Genomic DNA, 18,193 nt, shown 5'->3' with positions numbered 1-18,193 from the left:
CGGTATCAGTACCTCGTCAAGACTGTTTTTCCAGTTTCACAATCGTCAGTGTGCCGTTGACGTTTTCGACACGGACCTTGACCTTGTCACCTTCCTTGACCTTCTTGACCATCGCGGCGTCCTTCGCCTTGAATGCCATCGTCATCGGCGGCATGCCGACGTTCTCCAGTGCTCCGTGCTTCAGCGTGACCATGCCGCTCGCTGCGTCCACCTTTTTGACTTCCGCATCGGTCAGTGCGGTGTTGGACGAGACCTTGGCGGCCGAAGGCTTCGCGGACATGCTCATGCCTGCCATATCGTCACCGGCGAATGCGGGGGCGGCAAAGAGAGCTGCAAGTACAGCAGACGCAACAATCAGTTTCTTCATTGTATTTCTCCAGTTTCGGTAGATGGCACGCTCGCGCCGGAAGGTACTGCATGAGGAAAGCGGGCAGCGCTGGCCTGCCGCGCGCGACGGCGCTGCAACAGGAACCACGCGGCGGGAATCACGAACATCGAAAGGAGCGGCGCCGTGACCATGCCGCCGACCATCGGTGCGGCGATGCGCTGCATCACTTCGGACCCGGCGCCGTGTCCGACCATGATGGGGATGAGGCCGGCGAGCACGACGGCCACCGTCATCGCCTTCGGTCGCACGCGCAAAACAGCGCCTTCGCGTATTGCATCGACGAGTAGCGTCTCGGTCAGCGGCTCGCCGTCCTCCAGGCGGCGATTGAGCGCGCCCTTCAGGTACAGCAGCATCACGACGCCGAACTCGGCCGCCACGCCCGCGAGTGCAATGAATCCCACCGATGTCGCGACCGACACGGCATGGCCCAGCATCCAGATGAACCATAAGCCGCCCACCAATGCGAACGGGACGGTGGACATCAGCAACAGCGCATCGGCCGCCGAATTGAACGTGAGGAACAGCAGCACGAAAATGACGACGAGCGTCACGGGAATGACCGCCCGCAGCTTCGCCGCCGCTCGCTCCAAATACTCGAACTGGCCCGACCACGCAATCGAGTAGCCCGGCGGCAGTTGAACCTGCTGGGCCACGGCCTTTTGCATCGTCTTCACCGCCGACTGCAGGTCCGTGTTCCGGATGTCGACGTAGACGTACCCGGACAGCCGGGCATTTTCGCTGCGAATCATCGGCGGACCGTCGGCAATCGTGATGTGTGCGACGTCGCCGAGCTGGATTTGCGCCCCCCGGTCCGTGACGACCGGCAACTGCCGCAACTTCTCGAGCGAGTCGCGGATTTCACGCGGATAGCGGATGTTGATGGGAAAGCGCTCGCGGCCCGCAATCACCTCGCCGACGTCTTCTCCTCCCACCGCTGAAGACACGATCGATTGAACATCGGCGACCGAAAGCCCGTAGCGCGCCGCGGCGAGCCGGTCGAGGTCCACGTCGATATACCGGCCGCCGTTCAGCCGTTCCGCGAGCGCCGATGTCACGCCGGGCACGCCTTTCACTGCCGTTTCAACCTGCGTCGCGATGCGGTCGATTTGTGTCAGGTCCGGCCCGGAAATCTTGACCCCGACCGGGGTTTTGATGCCCGTCGACAGCATATCGAGGCGGTTGCGGATGGGCGGCACCCAGACGTTCGAGAGCCCTGGCACCTTGACTGTCCGATCCAGTTCGTCGACCAGCTTTTCCGGTGTCATGCCCGGCCGCCACTGGCTGCGCGGCCTGAACTGAATCGTGGTCTCGAACATCTCGAGCGGTGCGGGGTCGGTGGCCGTGTCGGCGCGCCCGGACTTGCCGAACACCGACGCGACCTCGGGCACCGTCTTGATGAGCCTGTCGGTCTGCTGCAGCAGCTCGCTCGCCTTTTCGGCCGAGATGCCGGGCAATGCGGTCGGCATGTACAGCAGGTCGCCCTCATCGAGCGGCGGCAGGAATTCCCCACCGAGACGGGAAACCGGAACGATCGTGACAGCCAGCGCAACCGCGGCGAGCCCGATCACAACCCATGGGCGGCGAAGCGTTGCCTCGAGTAGTGGCTTGTACAGCCGAATCAGCACACGGTTGATGGGATTGGCGTTCTCGTGCGGAATCCGGCCGCGGATGAGATAGCCCATCAGCACCGGCACGAGCGTCACGGACAGGCCGGCTGCTGCTGCGATTGTGTACGTCTTCGTAAACGCCAGCGGCGAAAACAGCTTGCCTTCCTGTCCTTCCAGCGAAAACACCGGAATGAACGACAGCGTGATGATGAGCAGCGAGAAGAACAACGCGGGGCCCACCTCGGCGGCAGATGTGGCGATCAGCTCCCAGCGCTGGGCGGTCGTCATCCGTGTGTTGGGAAACTCGTGCTCGAACGCCTCCAGGTGCTTGTGCGCGTTCTCTATCATCACGATGGCCGCGTCGATCATCGCGCCGATGGCAATCGCAATGCCGCCCAGCGACATCAGGTTCGCGTTCACCCCCTGGTAGCGCATGACGATGAACGCAGCCAGCACACCGAGCGGCAGCGACAGAATGGCGACGAATGCACTGCGCAGATGGAACAGGAACACCGCGCAGACAATGCCGACGACGATGAACTCCTCGATGAGCTTGTCCTTCAGGTTGTCCACTGCGCGCTCGATGAGTTGCGAGCGGTCGTAGGCCGTGACCACTTCGACGCCGGGCGGCAAAGAGCGCTTGAGGTCCGCCAGCTTGGCCTTGACAGCTTCGATGGTGGTAAGCGCGTTCTTGCCGGAGCGCATCACGATGACGCCGCCGGCGACTTCGCCTTCGCCGTTCAGCTCGGCGATGCCTCGGCGCATCTCCGGCCCGATCTGAATGCGCGCCACATCGCCGAGCAGCACCGGCGTGCCGGCCTCGTTCGTACGCAGCACGATGTTGCGGAAATCGTCGAGCGTATGCAGGTAGCCGGATGAGCGCACCATGTACTCGGACTCGGCCAGCTCGACAACCGAGCCGCCCGATTCCTGGTTCGCCTTGCCGAGTGCGTCCGCGACCGCAGTCGGCGTGATGCCGTAGGCGCGCAGCTTGTCCGGGTCGAGCACGACTTGGTACTGGCGCACCATGCCGCCGATGCTGGCGACCTCGGAGACGTCCGGGACCGACTTCAGCTCGAACTTCAGGAACCAGTCGTTCAGCGCGCGCAACTGGCCAAGGTCGTGTTGCCCGGTCTTGTCGACGAGCGCGTACTCGTACACCCAGCCGACGCCGGTTGCATCCGGTCCGAGCGAGACCGCCGCACCCTGCGGCAGGCGGCTTTGCACCTGGTTCAGGTATTCGAGCACGCGCGAGCGCGCCCAATACTGGTCGGTCTTGTCGTCGAACAGCACGTAGACGAAGGCATCGCCGAACGACGAGTACGCGCGGATGGTTTTCGCGCCTGGCACGCCGAGCAGTGTCGTCGTGAGCGGATACGTGACCTGGTCTTCGATGACCTGGGGAGCCTTGCCCGGGTAAGAGGCTTTGATGATGACCTGGGTATCGGAGAGGTCGGGCAGCGCATCGAGCGGCGTTTGCGTGACCGAATACGCGCCCCACGCCGTGACGAGCACCGTCGCGAGCAGCACGAGGAACCGGTTGTGAATGGACCAGCGGATGAGCCGGGCAATCATTTGGCGCCTCCGACGGGTTCGACCTTCCCCGTGGTCTCATACGTCCGGGTCGCGGCAGCGACAGGGGCTGACGCGGAAACGGTCGTGGAGGCGGAACCGGTCGCCCCCGGCGCCGAGCCACTTTCGAGCCTCGGCAAAACCGATTTCAGGCTGGCTTCGGAATCGATGAGGAACTGGCCGGAAGCAACGACCGTGTCGCCATCGTTCAGGCCGCTCAACACCTCGGTTTCGTTGCCGACATCGTTGCCCACCGTGACCGTAACGGGCTGCAGGCGGCCGTCGCCGTTCTTGACGATGACGATGGAGCGTTTGCCCGTCGTGATGACCGCCTCGGACGGCACGAGCAGACGCGAAACCGCCTTCTGTCCGCTGACGCGCACACGCATCAGCATGCCGGGCGTGAGCTTCAGCGCGGTGTTGTCGATTTCGAGGCGTGCCTGCAGCGTGCGGCTGCCGGTGCTGATGCCGGGCAGGATTTCGCGAATCTGGCCCGTGAAGTGCTGTGCCGGGTCACCCGCGAACGTCGCATCCACCGTCATGCCGGGCCGCGCGCTCAGTGCCAGCGCCTCGGGGATTTCGACGATGAGCCACAGCTTCGAAAGGCCCGCGACCTTCGCAAGCGTCTGGCCAGGCGTCACCATCGCGCCGTCGCGCACGTTCAGTTCGCTGATGACGCCGTTCTCCAGCGACACCAACACGATATGCGTCTGCGCCTTGCCGGTTCGGTCGAGACCGGCGATGACACTGTCGGGAATCGACATGGCGCGCATTCGTGCCCGCGACGCTTCCAGCAACCCCATATCCATGCCGCCGCGCTTGAGCGAAAGGTATTCTTCCTGCGGCGCCAGCCAGTCCGGGACGAACAGGGACGCAATTGGCGCGCCCTTCGCAATCCGCTGCATTGGCGCGCTGGCGTAAAGGTGGTCGATGTAGCCCGTGACGCGCGACTGCACGACGTCTGACTGCGATTCGTCGAACTGCGTGGTGCCGACGGCATCGAACCCATCCGACGTTTCCTGCCGACGCACCGTCGCGTAGCGGATGCCGAGGTTCTGCTGAAGGCCCGGGTCAACCTTGATGCCGGTGGCGCCGCCACCTTCGTCCGCATAGACGGGCTCCAGCTGCATATCCATGAAAGGCGACTTGCCCGGCTTGTCGAAGTGCTGTGCCGGGACCATCGGGTCGTGCCAATAGAGCACCTTTTTGCCCGTCTTCGGGTCGATCTTGCCGCCCGTGGCAGAAGCGGACGCCGAGGCGACCGCTGACCCGGGGTTCGCCGCCGGAGCGCGATGAGTGCCAGCGACATAGCCTGCTGCAAGCAGTGCCGCGCCTGCGAATACCGACGCGACAGCCTGTACGATTCGTTTCATGTTCATTCTCGTCCTCATTGACTGGCGATCATGTCGGGCGGCAAGACCTGGTACTCGAGTCCTGCCCAGATGAGCGACACCTGCCGTTCGACATTGAGCACCTGAAGCTGCGTTTCGAGCTGCATGTGCCGCGCTTCAAAAGCGTCGGCGAGCGTGCCGGCGCCGGACCGGTAGGCCGCGTTGGCCAGTTGCACTTTCTGTTCGGCAGCGGGCAGGACGGTCTGCTGCAGATTGGCGAGTCGCTCGCGCCCGCTCGCCAGCTTTGCCGCGAGACTCTGGATATCTGCCATCACCTGCCGCTCGGTGTCTTCGTAATTGAGCCGTGCCTGCGTGCCCATTTCCGACTTCTGCTCGAGGTCGCGGTCTTCGAGATTTTTCCGGTTGATCGGCAACGGAATCGACACGCCGAAGGACACGTAATCGGAGAAATTGCCGCCCCGCTTGAAATAGGTCAGCCCCCACGTCCAGTTGGGGCTCCTGTCGCTGCGGGCGACCTCGGTCGCCGCATCGGCAACCGAAATGGCCGCGCGCCCGGCAATGAGAGCCGGATGAACCTGAGCGAGCTGCTCGGCGCCCATGCCGGGTACCTGCGATTCGAGAGACGGCGGCTCGTCGGCGACATGCAGCACGTTGCCGGCAGCGGTCCAGCGTGACAGTTCGATCAGCGCGGCTTTTTCATCCTGCTGCGCGTCGATCAGCGCGTCGCGGGCATTGCCGAGCGCGAGGCGCGCCTGGGCGATATCCGACGCAGTGCCTTGCGCACCGCGGTATGACGCCTGACGGGCAGCAAGTTCACCGTTCAGGTGGTCGGCCAGCGCCTTGTCCAGCGCAACCGCCTTCTTCGCGTAGACGGCATTGAGCCACGCCATGGCGGTTTGCTGCCTGACCCCGGCGAGCTTTTCAAGGTAAGTTGACCTGTCCTGGTCGACTGTGCGATTGGCGAGCACGGTGCGCAGGCGGCGCTTCGATGGTGAGACCCACTCCTGTTCGATGCCGATGCCGCGCATCGTGAAGTCGTCCCGGCCAATCGTAAAGGCTTGAGGTCCGTTGATTGGGAGGTCTTCGACACTCAGCTTCAACGTGGGATTGGGCAGCTGTCCCGCTTTGACGACGACGGCCGAATCTCCACGAACTGCTGCTTGCGACGCCTGAATGGACGACGAGCGGCTTTCCGCGACCTGCAGTGCCTCGTCCAGCGTCATGCCAGTGCCTTGCGCCCAGGCAGCACCGGCGGCGTGCAGGACGAATGCTGCGAGCGCGACGAGGCGCAGAGCTCGCCGTCGGTTGCCCGATGGGAGTAATGGAAGAAACATGTGAACCCCGAATGATCGAGCCTACGCCTGGTTAGAACAGGCGTAGCGGCTCATGGCCTGACTCAGGCCAAACGTCACCGCGCACAGGCGGTGTGCCAGAAGATCGGAGCGTTACAGGGAGCGAGGAGGTCGCCAGAGGCCGGCCGGTATGCGGACGGCGAGCGACTGTGCGTAGTGGAAGACGACGGGGCTGGACAGCCCGGCGGGGCGGATCACCTCGATGCGCGATACCGGGTGAAACAGGTTGCCCAGCTGACACTGCGCCGTTGCCTTGCAGAAGAAGCCTTTGGCTTTTCCCGGATGAGAGGATTTCATCATCTCGCAGCCGGACATCTCCGCCGACTTCGCACTACCGTCGCCGGAGCCCATGCTCATCCGCATCGGACATTCTCCTGTCAAGCCGCTCGCTGCCAGCCCACTGATGGGCAGCACCGTGCAAAGCAGCAAGAGGATGAAGGTCCGGAGAAGTTTCATGGCAGCAGTTTTCGCGCCGGTAGTTTACCCAATTTGGGGAAAATGTTCGCAACTTCCTTCGTGCAGGATTGCAATAAACCGGGCAACGGAACGGCAAGAGCGAACCAATTCCCCGCTCGGACATTGATGTGCTGTTGTCGATACGCTTTTCATTCAGATCCTTGCACCTCTTAACCGCAGTGCATTGGAAATCACCGAGGCCGAACTCAGGCTCATTGCCAGTGCTGCGATCATCGGAGACAACAGCCAGCCGGTCAGCGGATACAGTGCGCCGGCCGCCAGCGGCACGCCCAACGCGTTATAGGCAAATGCCCAGGCGAGGTTCTGTTTCATGTTGCGCACCGTAGCCTCCGACAGTGCGCGTGTCCGTGCGATTCCGCGCAGATCGCCTTTTACCAGGGTCACCTGGGCGCTGGACATCGCGACGTCGGCGCCGGTACCCATCGCTACCCCGACATCGGCCTTCGCAAGTGCGGGCGCATCGTTGATGCCGTCACCGGCCATCGCGACCACCGCACCTTCGTCCTGGAGCCGTGACACCAGCGCCAGCTTGTCCGCCGGCTTGAATTCGCCATGGAACTCGCCGATCTTGAGCCTCGTTGCCGCCGCCTTGACGGTGGCGATTCCGTCGCCACTCGCAATGACGACTCGAATGCCCGCCGCCTGCAACGTGCCAAGCGCTTCAGGCGTGCTCGCCTTGATCGGATCGGAGGCCGCCAGCAGGCCCGCAAGCGCTCCGTCCACGGCCAGATACATGACGCTCGCGCCTTGGGTGCGCAGGCTGTCGGCATCCTTCGCGAGCGTCCCGGGGGCCGCCCGCTCGTCGTTCATCAGGGCGGCGTTGCCGAGCGCAAGCCTCTTTCCGCCCATCATCCCGTGCACGCCGAGTCCGGCGACGGCGTCAAAGTCTTTCACCGGCTCGAGCGCAAGCCGGCGCTCGTTCGCCGCGGCGACGAGCGTGGCGGCAAGCGGATGCTCGCTGCCCTGATCGAGACTCGCGGCGAGCCGCAACACCTCATCCGCGGCGTAACCGTTGACGCCGATGGCCCGTTCGAACACCGGCCGCCCTTCGGTCAACGTCCCGGTCTTGTCGACCACGAGCGTATCCACCTTGCGGAGGTTTTCGATTGCGGCCGCGTCACGGAACAGCACCCCGTGCAAGGCGCCCTTGCCGCTTGCCACCATGATGGACATGGGCGTGGCGAGTCCCATCGCACAGGGGCAGGCAATGATCAGCACCGCGACCGCATTGATCAAGCCGAACACCCAACTCGGTTGCGGCCCGAGGATGCCCCAGGCGAAGAACGTCAGCAGTGCAATGGCGATCACCACCAGCACGAAGACGCCCGCGACCTTGTCAGCCATCCGCTGCATCGGCGCTTTGGACCGTTGTGCCTGGGCGACCAGCTGGACGATTTGTGCGAGGACCGTTTGCGATCCCACTTTCTCCGCGCGCACGATCAAGCTGCCTGACGTGTTGAGCGTGGCGCCGATCACCTGATCGCCGGCGCGCTTCGCCACCGGCATCGACTCACCCGTAATCATCGATTCGTCGAGCGCGCCCGGAGCTCGAGCACCTGTCCGAGCAGCGTCAGCGACATGATGACCGCCGCGGCCTCGAAATAGACGCCGACGTTTCCGTCCACCATAAAGTTCGACGGAAACAGCGCGGGGGCGGCGGTCGCGACCGCGCTGTAGATGAACGCCGCAGCCGTGCCCAGCCCGATCAGCGTCCACATGTTCGGACTGCGGTTGAGCAGCGACTGCGCAAAGCGTCGAAAAATCGGCAAACCGGCCCAAAGCACGACGGGTGCCGACAAAAGCAGTTCCACCCAGTTCCGCATCGAAGCGGGGAACCAGCCGGCCCGATGGCCGAACATCGCCAGTACGAACGTCACAACTGACAACGGCAATGTCAGCCAGAAGCGACGGCGGAAATCCGCCAGCTCCGGATCTTCCTCATCACCGGGTTCCGGCAGGAGTGACTCCAGCGTCATGCCGCATTTCGGGCAAAGGCCGGGATGGTCCTGCCGGATTTCCGGATGCATTGGGCACGTATAGATCGCGCCGCCGGGAGCTGACGACTCGCCAACTCGGCGTGCCGTCTCGCGCATCGGCGCCTCGACCGCCTCGCAATGCGCGCAGGGAACGTCACCGCCGGCTTGCGCCGGCACACGCGCATCCGGGCGTGCTCGAGCATTGCCCGTGGTGTGTGGCCGCTTGTCCATTCACGCTACTCCTTATCAGCGCTCGTGAATCACTCCGCTTCATTCGCGCCTGTTCACGACTGCCTCAACCGTACGGGTATAGCCGGCGTGACACGAACGCACATCGTTCGCGAGTCAAACGTTAAGCATTGCCACGCTGGGATCGCTTCGGCTGCGCCTCCGCTGCGGGCAAACGGTCCTGCGGCGCATCGGAGGGAGCGACCTGACGATCGCTGTTCGAATGCATGCCCTTCATCATGAACAGCATCGACAGCGGACACAGCAGGAGCAGCAGGAACGGTCCGGCGCTCAGCACCAGCGCTCGGAACTGGGGCAGCGCCGCATAGGCAAGCGCGAGGGCTGCGAGGATGACGGCGCCCGCGGTGAGCATCGTTTTCGTGCATTTCATGGTGTTATTCCTTGAGTTCAAATTCGATTCCATCCGAATCCGATGGATGATCGTGTGGTTACTTCGACGGCGGTGTCTGGATCCTGTCGGCGTACTTGAGCATGATGTCGCCCATCGCCTTCATCGTTTCGCCGTGCATCTGCATGGCGAGCTTTTCGTTTCCAGGGGGCAGCTGTCCCATCATCGGGCAGTCTTCACGTGCTGGACCGAGGGCCGACGGTCAGTCGCCACGAGCCCTCACCGGCGAGCCGCGAGGACCGCTGACGCGGCCGTCAGACGGAGAGCTGGCAAAGAGGGACTACAGCGCCTGTGGAGGGCGTTGCGGAAGATTGGGAATGAACTGTGAGACCCGCGTGGAATCACGCGGCGTATAGACAGACGAAGACGTTGCCAAGCCGGGTAGGGAGATCTCCGCGGGAGCCGCGAAGACGCTGCAGCAAAGCGTGCCGGCACTGCCGTGGCAAGCGGTTTGATGGTGTGTCGACGGCGTGCCGGTGGCATGCATGTCAGCCATGGGGGTCGCGGTGTGCTGTGCGGCACTGTGCGAGGGCTGGACCGTAGATGAGACTTGCGAGCAATGCGGTGCCGCTGCGGCGAAACCTGCCAGAGGCAGCCACGCGATCAGAAAACACAGCAGCAGTTTGACGGCCCGCTTCACGATCCTACTCGCTCATTTCGTGTATATGGCTATGTTTCACCCGGTCTTGCTCAGTCGTCCGCTCGCGATGCGGACTGCCTGAGCAGACGTAACTCGCGACGCGCGAGCTTGCGCTCGTCACCCCGGCCCAGTTCTTCCAGAATGGGGCAAGACGGCCGCTGATCGCCCGCGCAATGCCGCGCGAGATGCGCGAGCGCATCTCGCATCTCGACAAGCTCCGCGATCCGCGTATCGAGCTCGGCAATATGTTGCTCGGCGATCGCCTTGACCTCCGCGCTCGCGCGGTGCTGATCCTTCCAGAGCGTGAGCAGCAGACGGATCTGCTCGATGGGAAAACCCAGCGTGCGCGCCTGGTGGATGAAGCGCAATACGTGGACGTCATCCGTTCCGTAGATCCGGTATCCACCGTCGGTGCGTCCGGCAACTTGTATCAGGTCGATACTCTCGTAGTAGCGGATCATCTTGGCGGAGACGCCGGAGGCGCTCGCCGCTTCCCCTATATTCATGGCACACCTTGCAAATGTCGCCGGTTACGCGGCCGCGTTGATTGCAGCCTACCTGTCTGTCGGGATGCTGGGCTGCACACCGCGTTCTTGACGGATTGAATGTAGGCCTTCCGATCGTGGGAAGGTCAAGTTTCTTCCGTGCATCACGGTAAAAAAATCGGCCGGCGATTCTTGACATCCCCCTTGCGGGAATGCGCAAGCTTTTGCATGCCATCACGGCAAACAAAAATTTGCGCAAGACGCTTGACCTTCCCTTCGTGGGAATGTCGATACTCCGCTCCATCATCCATCGTGCTCTGGTCAGTCTGAGTCAAAGCCATGCGTCGCCCGGTCATACGTACGTTCACCGTTGTTGCAATGCTGTTCGCGCTGATCTTCAGTCAGCTGTGGATCGCCGCGTACGCCTGCGCAGATGCCGTGCACGCCGCTTCGCCGGACCCGACCGTATTGGCCGCGTCGGCAAGCAGCCACGGTGATCTCGGTGACCATCAAACAGGCGCGGCCTGTCACGCGCACTGCGACAACAGCGCCCAGCCCGATCACGCCGAGCAGCCCGCTCCGTCACCGCTTGTGTGGCTGCCGTTGATCTGGGGACACTCGTCTATCTTCGCGCTGGCTATCCAGCCGCATCTTCCTGCTCGTTCCGAACCGATCCTGATATCGGCGCCACCCCCTCCACGCATCTTGTTCCAGGTGTTTCGCACGTAGCCCCTGACGGCTGAACGTCGGTCGTGCCCTGCGCAAGCTGGCACGCGCTCCCGCTCGCCCGTACGGAGGCCTGCATGGCATTCCCATCCTTCGGTCACTCGCTCTGCGCCAGCAGGACATTTCCCGCTTCGTATTGCCGCCACTGCGCCTCGGCGCATGGCGAAGTTTCCCTCCTTCTCAAGGAATCGATCATGAAAGTTACGACTCTGCTGAACCGTTCCGCTATCGCGACGCTGCTTCTTTCGGCCTCCCTTACGGCCTTTGCCGGTGGAGGCGGCCCCCGCGGCCCCGTCTATCGCTATTCTTCCGGCGCCTCGAACCTCGAGCGCGTTTCGGCAAATACCGCACCGACGGTCGCGGTCCAGGCCGACGCCACTTCCGTTGCAGGCGCGAACACTGCTACGGGCAAAACCCGCGCACAGGTGCAGACGGAACTGCTGCAAGCCAGAGAAGCGGGCTGGCTACCTACCGGCAACGCTCACTACCCGCCCAGCGCGGAAATGCGGGAGCGTAATCGCGTGCAATTCCAGCAGGCGGAAAACTGGTGGCGAGCCCACGACTACTTGAACGCTGCTGCGCAGTGAGCGATCCGGCGCTGACAGGACGGATTGGCGACAGCGATGCTGCTGCCGATCCCAAGCATCCGTCCGGCGCCGGTTGGCCGGCTAGCAAGGGCAGTCCCATGCGCTGATAGGGGGACCAGTGATGACTCGCGGCGTCCGAAAGGGACCCGGCGCGCAAGGTGCGCGCGCCGGCGAGGTGAGGCCGGGGGGAGGTTGGCTATCAGCCGGCGAGATGCTTGCGCTTTGCAAGCTCCTGCGCCTTCGCGTAATCCGCCTGGATCACAGGCAACGCTTCCCTCGCGGCCTTCTTGAGCCCTTCATCGCGGCCAGAAGCGATCTCGGCCTGGAAAGCCGAGAGCGTCTTCTGCTGGCCGTCCAGCGCCACCTGCTCGATATACGTCTTGTCGAAATCGGCGCCGCGCAGATTCTTGATGCTGTCGAGCACGGCCGTTTCCGGGTCGTTGCGCGGCACGTCCACGCCGCGCGGACTCGCCGCGCGCATCGAGTCGGAGAGCTTCGTGTAGTCCGCTACCAGCTTCTCGGCGAAGGCCTTCACGTCGCGGTCGCTGGAACGCGAGTCGGCGATGCGGGCGGCGTCGCGCTGGGTCGCGACGGTCCGGGTGCCGTCGGTGATGAAGGCTTGGTCGGCGGCATGCAGTTCGTGCGCGCCGGGGGCGGCCGACGGCGCGGGGGTCTGCGCGTGGGCACTCAGCGCAACGGCGCAAAGGCCGACAGCTGACGTGGCAATGAGCGAGGCAAGCGAGAGGCGAGTCATGTGAACTCCTTTTTGCGTGGTTGGTAACAGTCTGAGGAATTCTAGGAACTCGCCTTCCGGACAGGTGAAACGATGGCGTCGATTCTGTAACGGTTGGTAACGATACGGGATCAGGCGGTTGCCCGTGAGCGGCGGAGCCATTCGTCGAAGCCGATGCGGCCGAGGCGGGCCTCGCCCAGCGGCACGAGCGAATGCTCCTCGACCCGGCCGCCGAAGTATCGGGCCTCGGGATCGCGCACGACCTCACGCGGATCGCCAACCGCCTTCAGATAGCGGGCGACGATTTCGTCGAACGGCGCGCGTTCCGGGCCCGCGATGTCGACGATGCCTCGTCGCGGCGCCGCGAGCGCCACATCGGCGACGATGGCGGCAACGTCGTCTGCCGCGATGGGCTGGAACAGGCCGGGCGAAAGCCTGACAACGTTTCCAGCGGTGCATGAATCGGCGATGCCGCCGAGGAATTCCAGGAACTGGGTCGAGCGGACGATGGTGTAGGGGATGCCGGAGGCTTCGATCAATTCCTCTTGGGCAACCTTGGCGCGGAAATAGCCATTGCCGGGTGTCCGGTCGGTTCCGACGATCGAGAGCGCCACATGGTGCCGCACGCCTGCCGCGGCCTCCGCCGCGTGCAGGTTGCGGCCGGAGGTTTCGAAGAATTCCAGCACTGCCTGGTCTTCGAATGAGGGCGAATTGGCGAGGTCGATCACCACCTGAGAGCCCGCCAAGGCCTCCTGGAGCCCCTCTCCGGTGATGCTGTTGATGCCGCTTCGGGGCGACGCGGCGACGACCTCGTGGCCGCCCTGGCGCAGAATGGCGACGGTCTTCGAGCCGATCAGCCCAGTGCCGCCGATGACGACGATCTTCATGATTCACTCTCCATATTTCGTTAGCGGCAAGGCGCCGCATGAAGTCATCGTAGATGTGCGAGGTGTGTCGCGGTAGACACGCAAGCAGGCTCACGGTGTTGCCCCTTCGGCACCAATCGAAAACTCGCGTCAGTCGACGACGGTCACGATATTGACGGTCCCTTGTCTGGCCACTGCCGACAGCGTCGTCATCGCCGTCAGGCACTGCAAATCGAGCGCTCTCGCGTGCTCGGTCATATAGTCGACGAACACGCGGATTCGAGCTGGAAGATGCTTGCGGCTGAGATAGCAGAGATAGTGGCCGCCATCGTCGGGGGCGTGCTGCGCAAGACAACTGACCAGTTGCCCGTCGCCAAGCAGATCGCACACCTGATAGCCCGGCAGCTGCGCGATGCCCAAGCCGTGGAGCACCGCCTGCAGCATCAGATCCGCGTCATTGAACGTGTGCTGCGCGACGGGCTGGCGACGCTGCGCAAGGCCGTCGATCTTGAACTCCCACTCCCTGGTTCGGCCCGACGCCGTCCGGAAGTTGATGCAGCGATGATGCGCCAGGTCGTCCACGTGGCGCGGCAATCCGTGAATTCGCGCATAGGCGGGGGATGCGCAGACGATCATCTGCATCGGAATCAGTTGCCGCGCCACGATCCCGCTGTCTTCCATGCGCCCCTCGCGAAACGAAACGTCGATGCGATCGGCGGTGAAGTCGGCGGGGCGATCGTTTAGCAGCAATTCCAGCGTGATCTCGGGGTATTGCGTGTGAAAGCCTCGCAGCAGCGGCGCGACGATCTTGCGGCCGAAGCCGGGCGTCGAGCCGATGCGCAGATGGCCGCGAGGCGGCCCGTGGCGCAGCTCCCGCATGTCTTCGAGCGCCTGGACGATGCGCTCGATGCCCGGCCGGCAGTTCTCGTAGAACAGTTCGCCCTCGCGTGTCAGCGACGTGCTGCGCGTCGTGCGCAGGAACAGACGCGCATCGAGCTGGGCCTCGAGTTTCTGCACGTTGCGGCTGACCGAGGAACGGCCGATGCCAAGGCGATCGCCCGCGCGGGTAAAGCTGCCTTCGTTGGCGACGGCCAGAAAAGAGACGACGCCGGCGTAACTCGTCGCAAAGCTGCTCGCGAACGGGTCGTCGGCGCCGGCGACGGAATGGCGTGATGGGAAATCTGACATGAAAGCGCGAGTCGTAAAGTCTGTACTCGACTAGACGTATCAGCTCCGCCATTTGTGACAGCATCCGGTTTTTTGGAGGGTGGAGAAAACGCGGGCGCGCGCCCGGATTTACTTTTCCGGCACGAGAATGGGGGCACCCTTGTTCTTCAGCAGCAGCACGATGAACTTTGCCGGCTGGGTCTGGCTCGCGTTGTGTCCGACCGTATGGATATCGTTCGGGCCTTCATAGAAGGTTTGTCCAGGCCCCAGCGTGACCTCCCTGCCGCCGTTGACCTGCATCACAATCGATCCTTCCAGCACATAGATGAACCCATGCGCGTTGTGCCGGTGAACAGGATCGGCTGCGCCCGGCGGGTACTCGACGGTGATCATCACGGCTTCCTTGCCCGGATAATCGTCGAGCGCCTTCGTCATCAACGGCGTGACGATGGCGGAGGGCGGCGTGGCGCTGGCCTCGCCCATCCATGCGCATACGACGGCGGCCGCGGCCAGTGCGGCGGTTTTCAAGCGAAGCATGATGGTGTGTTTCTCCTGGCGACGATGAGTGAGCACCCGAGCCGAGCGGGTGCCGTCAGCGGTAATGAGCCGCACGAAATCATCGTAGGAGGGCGCGGCATGTCGCGGTAGACGTGCGGACAGGCTCATGGTGTTGCCCGTGATGCACCAATCGGCGACGTGAACCGCGCGTGCGCGCCAGGAAAAAACCGTTCAACCGTTGGCGCATGCCGCCGCGATGCGCGCCAGCTTGTCGGGGTTGCGCTGCACGAGGACGCGAAGGATGCGCTCGCCGTCCGTTTCGAACGACTGCGCCGATTCGAGCTTGCCTTCGATAAAGCGCAGCAGCGCCCACTGGCCATTGAGCACCACGAGCTTGACGCTGAGTTCGCTGCGGTAGCGCAGGCACGATGCGTAGAAAAGCTGCGCGATGCGACGGCCGCCCAGCATCGGCTTCGGGAAGCTCTGGACTTTTCCGCCCCCGTCGCCGATCAGCGTGGCGTCTTCGGCCAGCAATGCGTCGATCGCATGGAAGTCGCCGCGCTCCAGCGCCTGGGCGAACATCCGCAGCAGGCGAAGATGCGTCTCGGGCGGCACTTCGTATCGCGGGCGCTCGTCGCGCAGTTGCGCCCTTGCACGGCTGACCAGTTGCCGGCACGCCGCCTCCGACTTGCCGATGGCCTGGGCGACGTCGCCGTAGTCCGCGTCGAAGACCTCGCGCAGCAGGAAGGCGGCCCGCGCTTCCGGCGTCAGCCGCTCGAGCAGCATCAGAAATGCCACGGAAACGTCGTCCGCGCGCTCCACAACCTCCTCGGGCGTGGCCGGCGAGTCGGTCATCTGCGGCTCGGGCAGCCAGATGCCCGTGTAATGTTCACGCTGAATCTTCGCGGCCCGCAGATGGTCGATGGACATCCGTGTCGTTACCGCGACGAGCCACGCTTCCGCGTTATCGATGCTCTCACGGGCCGCCGCATGCCAACGCAGCCAGACCTCCTGCACGATATCTTCGGCTTCCGCCACACCCCCCAGCATTCGATAGGCAATCTTCTGCAATCGGGGGCGGAGCCCGTTAAAGGTGTGTACGTCGTCGTCCATGGACAACCTTCCTCTCGCGTTGGGTACAAGCCCCGCTTGAACAGCGTGCCGACAGTTGCCCATTGTCGCGCACGGCCCAACGCTTTAGAACCCGAAGCCGCCGCCATCGACGTTCAACACCTGCCCTGTGACGAACGCCGCGTCGTCGGAGGCGAGAAAGGCGAGTGCGCCGGTCAGGTCCTCGGGCGCCTCCGTGCGCGGGATGAACTGACGTGCGCGTACGCTTTCGAACGCCACAGCAGGCAGATTCGCCTCGCTGCCCGCATGACGCGTCAATCCCGGCGAGATCGCGTTCACCGTAACGCCGTATGCGCCCAGCTCGGCGGCGAGCGCACGCGTTAGCCCGATCACCGCCATCTTGCTGCTCGCGTACGCCGACATGCCCGGCGGCGGCCCCCAGACCGTGCTGGACGCGAGATTGACGATGCGTCCCCAGCGCCGCTCCGCCATCCCTTTCGAAAACGCCTGCGCGAGCAGGAACGGCGCGTCGACGTTGACCGTCATGATCTGCCGCCACAGCGCCGCGCTGATCGAGGCGAGCGGCGCCATCGGCATGAACGCCGCGTTGTTGACGAGCACGTCGGCCCGGCCTTCGCGCTCGATGACTTCGGCGGCGAAGCGCTCGACGTCATGCGTATCGGCCAGATCGCAGCCCAAGGCGATAGCCTCGCCGCCCGCCGCGCGGATCTCGCCGGCCAGCTCGCCGCACGGCGCGCGGTCGGTCAGCACGAGCCGGTGGCCGCTCGCCGCGAGCCGCAGCGCAAACGCCCGGCCGAGCCCGCCCGCCGCGCCCGTGACGACGGCGACGCGGCCGTTCAAGTTCGAGGAAGAGAAAGTGCTCATGTCGATAGCTCTTTGGAGTAGGTCAAAGCGGCGCGCGCAGCGCCTCTTGAGCGTGCAGCATCACGCGCGTGTGCTCCTCGCGCGAGCCGCCCTCGCGCTCGATCTGGCCCATGCGCGCCGAGCTCGTGACGACGAGCCGCGCGCGGTCGTAGTGGCGTCCTGCGTAGGCCGCGAGCGCGCCTTCGAGCGAGTGGCGCCGCGCCAACTCCTCGGCGAGCACGAGCGCGCCTTCCACGGCGATGCCGGCGCCCGACGCAAGATGCGGCGTCGTCGCATGCACGGCGTCGCCGAGCAGCACGATGCGGCCCTTGTGCCAGGGCGCGTCGATCATGTGGCCCATGAGCGGCCGGTAGAGCAGCCGGTGGTTTTTCAGCGAGCCGTCGAGCAGGCCTTTGCGGAACTCGCCGACCGCGCCCCCGAACTCCTCCAGCAGCTCCGCGAGCTTGGCCGGCCACTGCGAGGGCTCGATGAAATCCATGCCGTCGCGCTTGTCGAGGACGAAGAGATAACACTCGGTCGCGCTGATCGGGTTCATGCCGGCCTTGGTGGTCTCGCCCATGTAGATCGTCGAGTTCTCGCGCAAGCGCGGCATCACCGCGCGCCACGAGCCCTGGCCCGTGAACTTCGGTCCAGTGAAGCCGGGCAGCACGAGCTTGCGCACGGCGGAGTTCACGCCGTCCGCGCCGATCACGAGGTCGTAGCGGCCGCGCGTGCCGTCGCTGAAGAGGACGTCGACGCCGTCGGCATCCTGCTCGATGCGCTCGAACGTGACGCCAAGGCGAACCTGTGCCCCGGCGTTGCGCGTGGCGTTGCCGAGAATCTCGGCGAGCACGCTGCGCATGATGCCGGCTGCGCCCGGCAGCTCGTCGGCGCCGATTGCGCTCGGCGTCGTGACGGTCGCGGCGACGCGCCCGTTCGCGTCGCAGATGTCGATCGCGGGCCACGTGCCGCCGCGCCGCAGCACTTCGCCGGCCACGCCGACTTCGCGCAGCGCGCGCAGCGTCGGCCCGCTGATGGTGATGCCGGCGCCGTCGGGCGCCCACTGCGGATTGAGCTCGGCGAGATCGACCGCGACGCCGAGCTTGCGCAGCTGGATCGCCGCGCACATGCCGCCGATGCCGCCGCCGATGATGAGCACCTTGTTGACCAATGCCATGTGTCTCTCTCGATGTCT

17 protein-coding genes and 1 pseudogene are annotated in these 18,193 nt (G+C 64.4%); 2 read left to right on the top strand and 16 right to left on the bottom strand.

Annotation, left to right across the window (positions count from 1 at the left end; genetic code table 11):
- Positions 1-16: 16 nt before the first annotated feature.
- The 9 genes and pseudogenes from FAZ69_RS19855 to cueR all read right to left on the bottom strand — a co-directional run bounded on the left by FAZ69_RS19855 (position 17) and on the right by cueR (position 10,507).
- Complete coding sequence (locus FAZ69_RS19855) at positions 17-367, bottom strand: copper-binding protein (protein ID WP_136896781.1); 351 nt, start codon at positions 365-367, stop codon at positions 17-19.
- Positions 364-3,570 carry an efflux RND transporter permease subunit gene (locus FAZ69_RS19850; RefSeq protein WP_136896780.1) on the bottom strand — a complete coding sequence of 1,069 codons (3,207 nt, stop codon included), beginning with the start codon at positions 3,568-3,570 and terminating at the stop codon, positions 364-366. The genes FAZ69_RS19855 and FAZ69_RS19850 overlap by 4 nt, the downstream gene beginning before the upstream one ends.
- Positions 3,567-4,940 carry an efflux RND transporter periplasmic adaptor subunit gene (locus FAZ69_RS19845; protein WP_439654781.1) on the bottom strand — a complete coding sequence of 458 codons (1,374 nt, stop codon included), beginning with the start codon at positions 4,938-4,940 and terminating at the stop codon, positions 3,567-3,569. Before FAZ69_RS19845 ends, FAZ69_RS19850 begins: the two co-directional genes overlap by 4 nt.
- Before the next feature lie 14 nt (positions 4,941-4,954).
- Complete coding sequence (locus tag FAZ69_RS19840) at positions 4,955-6,253, bottom strand: TolC family protein (RefSeq protein ID WP_136896778.1); 1,299 nt, start codon at positions 6,251-6,253, stop codon at positions 4,955-4,957.
- Between the two features lie 111 nt (positions 6,254-6,364).
- The gene (locus FAZ69_RS19835) at positions 6,365-6,727 is read right to left on the bottom strand and encodes a hypothetical protein (RefSeq protein ID WP_136896777.1); all 363 of its coding nucleotides are present in this window, start codon (positions 6,725-6,727) and stop codon (positions 6,365-6,367) included.
- 153 nt (positions 6,728-6,880) lie between these two features.
- Positions 6,881-8,841 (bottom strand): annotated as a pseudogene (locus FAZ69_RS19830) (copper-transporting P-type ATPase).
- A gap of 235 nt (positions 8,842-9,076) precedes the next feature.
- Entirely contained in the window at positions 9,077-9,343 is a 267-nt protein-coding gene (locus FAZ69_RS19825; RefSeq protein WP_136896776.1) for a DUF2933 domain-containing protein, read from the bottom strand.
- A gap of 58 nt (positions 9,344-9,401) precedes the next feature.
- A complete protein-coding gene (locus FAZ69_RS34245) occupies positions 9,402-9,527 on the bottom strand; it encodes a hypothetical protein (protein ID WP_255451549.1) in 126 nt (41 codons plus the stop codon).
- Positions 9,528-10,051: 524 nt separating this feature from the next.
- Positions 10,052-10,507 (bottom strand): Cu(I)-responsive transcriptional regulator, encoded by a 456-nt coding sequence (cueR, locus tag FAZ69_RS19820; RefSeq protein ID WP_136896775.1) that lies wholly within the window; start codon positions 10,505-10,507, stop codon positions 10,052-10,054.
- Positions 10,508-10,864: 357 nt separating this feature from the next.
- On the opposite strand from cueR, the gene FAZ69_RS19815 reads away from it, so the two are divergent.
- Positions 10,865-11,215: a hypothetical protein gene (locus FAZ69_RS19815; RefSeq protein ID WP_136896774.1), complete on the top strand. Its 351-nt coding sequence runs from the start codon at positions 10,865-10,867 to the stop codon at positions 11,213-11,215.
- 74 nt (positions 11,216-11,289) lie between these two features.
- Complete coding sequence (locus tag FAZ69_RS19810) at positions 11,290-11,799, top strand: DUF4148 domain-containing protein (RefSeq protein WP_136896773.1); 510 nt, start codon at positions 11,290-11,292, stop codon at positions 11,797-11,799.
- Positions 11,800-11,998: 199 nt separating this feature from the next.
- On the opposite strand, the gene FAZ69_RS19805 is transcribed toward FAZ69_RS19810, so the two are convergent.
- The 7 genes from FAZ69_RS19805 to FAZ69_RS19775 all read right to left on the bottom strand — a co-directional run bounded on the left by FAZ69_RS19805 (position 11,999) and on the right by FAZ69_RS19775 (position 18,175).
- On the bottom strand, positions 11,999-12,553 hold the full coding sequence (locus FAZ69_RS19805; RefSeq protein WP_136896772.1) for a DUF4142 domain-containing protein: 555 nt from the start codon (positions 12,551-12,553) through the stop codon (positions 11,999-12,001).
- A 110-nt stretch (positions 12,554-12,663) separates the two neighbouring features.
- Positions 12,664-13,419, bottom strand: a complete 756-nt coding sequence (locus FAZ69_RS19800; protein ID WP_136896771.1) for an SDR family oxidoreductase — start codon at positions 13,417-13,419, stop codon at positions 12,664-12,666.
- Between the two features lie 129 nt (positions 13,420-13,548).
- Positions 13,549-14,586: a LysR family transcriptional regulator gene (locus FAZ69_RS19795; RefSeq protein WP_136896770.1), complete on the bottom strand. Its 1,038-nt coding sequence runs from the start codon at positions 14,584-14,586 to the stop codon at positions 13,549-13,551.
- Between the two features lie 108 nt (positions 14,587-14,694).
- The gene (locus tag FAZ69_RS19790) at positions 14,695-15,102 is read right to left on the bottom strand and encodes a cupin domain-containing protein (RefSeq protein ID WP_136896882.1); all 408 of its coding nucleotides are present in this window, start codon (positions 15,100-15,102) and stop codon (positions 14,695-14,697) included.
- Positions 15,103-15,294: 192 nt separating this feature from the next.
- On the bottom strand, positions 15,295-16,176 hold the full coding sequence (locus tag FAZ69_RS19785; RefSeq protein WP_136896769.1) for an RNA polymerase sigma-70 factor: 882 nt from the start codon (positions 16,174-16,176) through the stop codon (positions 15,295-15,297).
- Positions 16,177-16,260: 84 nt separating this feature from the next.
- Entirely contained in the window at positions 16,261-17,019 is a 759-nt protein-coding gene (locus FAZ69_RS19780; protein ID WP_136896768.1) for an SDR family NAD(P)-dependent oxidoreductase, read from the bottom strand.
- A 22-nt stretch (positions 17,020-17,041) separates the two neighbouring features.
- Positions 17,042-18,175: an FAD-dependent oxidoreductase gene (locus FAZ69_RS19775; RefSeq protein WP_136896767.1), complete on the bottom strand. Its 1,134-nt coding sequence runs from the start codon at positions 18,173-18,175 to the stop codon at positions 17,042-17,044.
- Between the last annotated feature and the right edge of the window lie 18 nt (positions 18,176-18,193).

Origin of the sequence: Trinickia terrae (assembly GCF_005144415.1) — a bacterium.
Taxonomy (GTDB): Bacteria; Pseudomonadota; Gammaproteobacteria; order Burkholderiales; family Burkholderiaceae; genus Trinickia_A; species Trinickia_A terrae.
This window is presented reverse-complemented; position numbering and strand designations above follow the sequence as displayed.

What these genes read in the sequence shown, in the direction of transcription:
- FAZ69_RS19840 (WP_136896778.1), bottom strand. Translation starts at nt 6,253, where the DNA reads ATGTTTCTTCCATTACTCCCATCGGGCAACCGACGGCGAGCTCTGCGC.
- FAZ69_RS19835 (WP_136896777.1), bottom strand. Translation starts at nt 6,727, where the DNA reads ATGAAACTTCTCCGGACCTTCATCCTCTTGCTGCTTTGCACGGTGCTG.
- FAZ69_RS19850 (WP_136896780.1), bottom strand. Translation starts at nt 3,570, where the DNA reads ATGATTGCCCGGCTCATCCGCTGGTCCATTCACAACCGGTTCCTCGTG.
- FAZ69_RS19815 (WP_136896774.1), top strand. Translation starts at nt 10,865, where the DNA reads ATGCTGTTCGCGCTGATCTTCAGTCAGCTGTGGATCGCCGCGTACGCC.
- FAZ69_RS19805 (WP_136896772.1), bottom strand. Translation starts at nt 12,553, where the DNA reads ATGACTCGCCTCTCGCTTGCCTCGCTCATTGCCACGTCAGCTGTCGGC.
- FAZ69_RS19825 (WP_136896776.1), bottom strand. Translation starts at nt 9,343, where the DNA reads ATGAAATGCACGAAAACGATGCTCACCGCGGGCGCCGTCATCCTCGCA.
- FAZ69_RS19795 (WP_136896770.1), bottom strand. Translation starts at nt 14,586, where the DNA reads ATGTCAGATTTCCCATCACGCCATTCCGTCGCCGGCGCCGACGACCCG.
- FAZ69_RS19800 (WP_136896771.1), bottom strand. Translation starts at nt 13,419, where the DNA reads ATGAAGATCGTCGTCATCGGCGGCACTGGGCTGATCGGCTCGAAGACC.
- FAZ69_RS19810 (WP_136896773.1), top strand. Translation starts at nt 11,290, where the DNA reads ATGGCATTCCCATCCTTCGGTCACTCGCTCTGCGCCAGCAGGACATTT.
- FAZ69_RS19785 (WP_136896769.1), bottom strand. Translation starts at nt 16,176, where the DNA reads ATGGACGACGACGTACACACCTTTAACGGGCTCCGCCCCCGATTGCAG.
- FAZ69_RS19790 (WP_136896882.1), bottom strand. Translation starts at nt 15,102, where the DNA reads ATGCTTCGCTTGAAAACCGCCGCACTGGCCGCGGCCGCCGTCGTATGC.
- cueR (WP_136896775.1), bottom strand. Translation starts at nt 10,507, where the DNA reads ATGAATATAGGGGAAGCGGCGAGCGCCTCCGGCGTCTCCGCCAAGATG.
- FAZ69_RS34245 (WP_255451549.1), bottom strand. Translation starts at nt 9,527, where the DNA reads ATGATGGGACAGCTGCCCCCTGGAAACGAAAAGCTCGCCATGCAGATG.
- FAZ69_RS19845 (WP_439654781.1), bottom strand. Translation starts at nt 4,940, where the DNA reads ATGAAACGAATCGTACAGGCTGTCGCGTCGGTATTCGCAGGCGCGGCA.
- FAZ69_RS19775 (WP_136896767.1), bottom strand. Translation starts at nt 18,175, where the DNA reads ATGGCATTGGTCAACAAGGTGCTCATCATCGGCGGCGGCATCGGCGGC.
- FAZ69_RS19780 (WP_136896768.1), bottom strand. Translation starts at nt 17,019, where the DNA reads ATGAGCACTTTCTCTTCCTCGAACTTGAACGGCCGCGTCGCCGTCGTC.
- FAZ69_RS19855 (WP_136896781.1), bottom strand. Translation starts at nt 367, where the DNA reads ATGAAGAAACTGATTGTTGCGTCTGCTGTACTTGCAGCTCTCTTTGCC.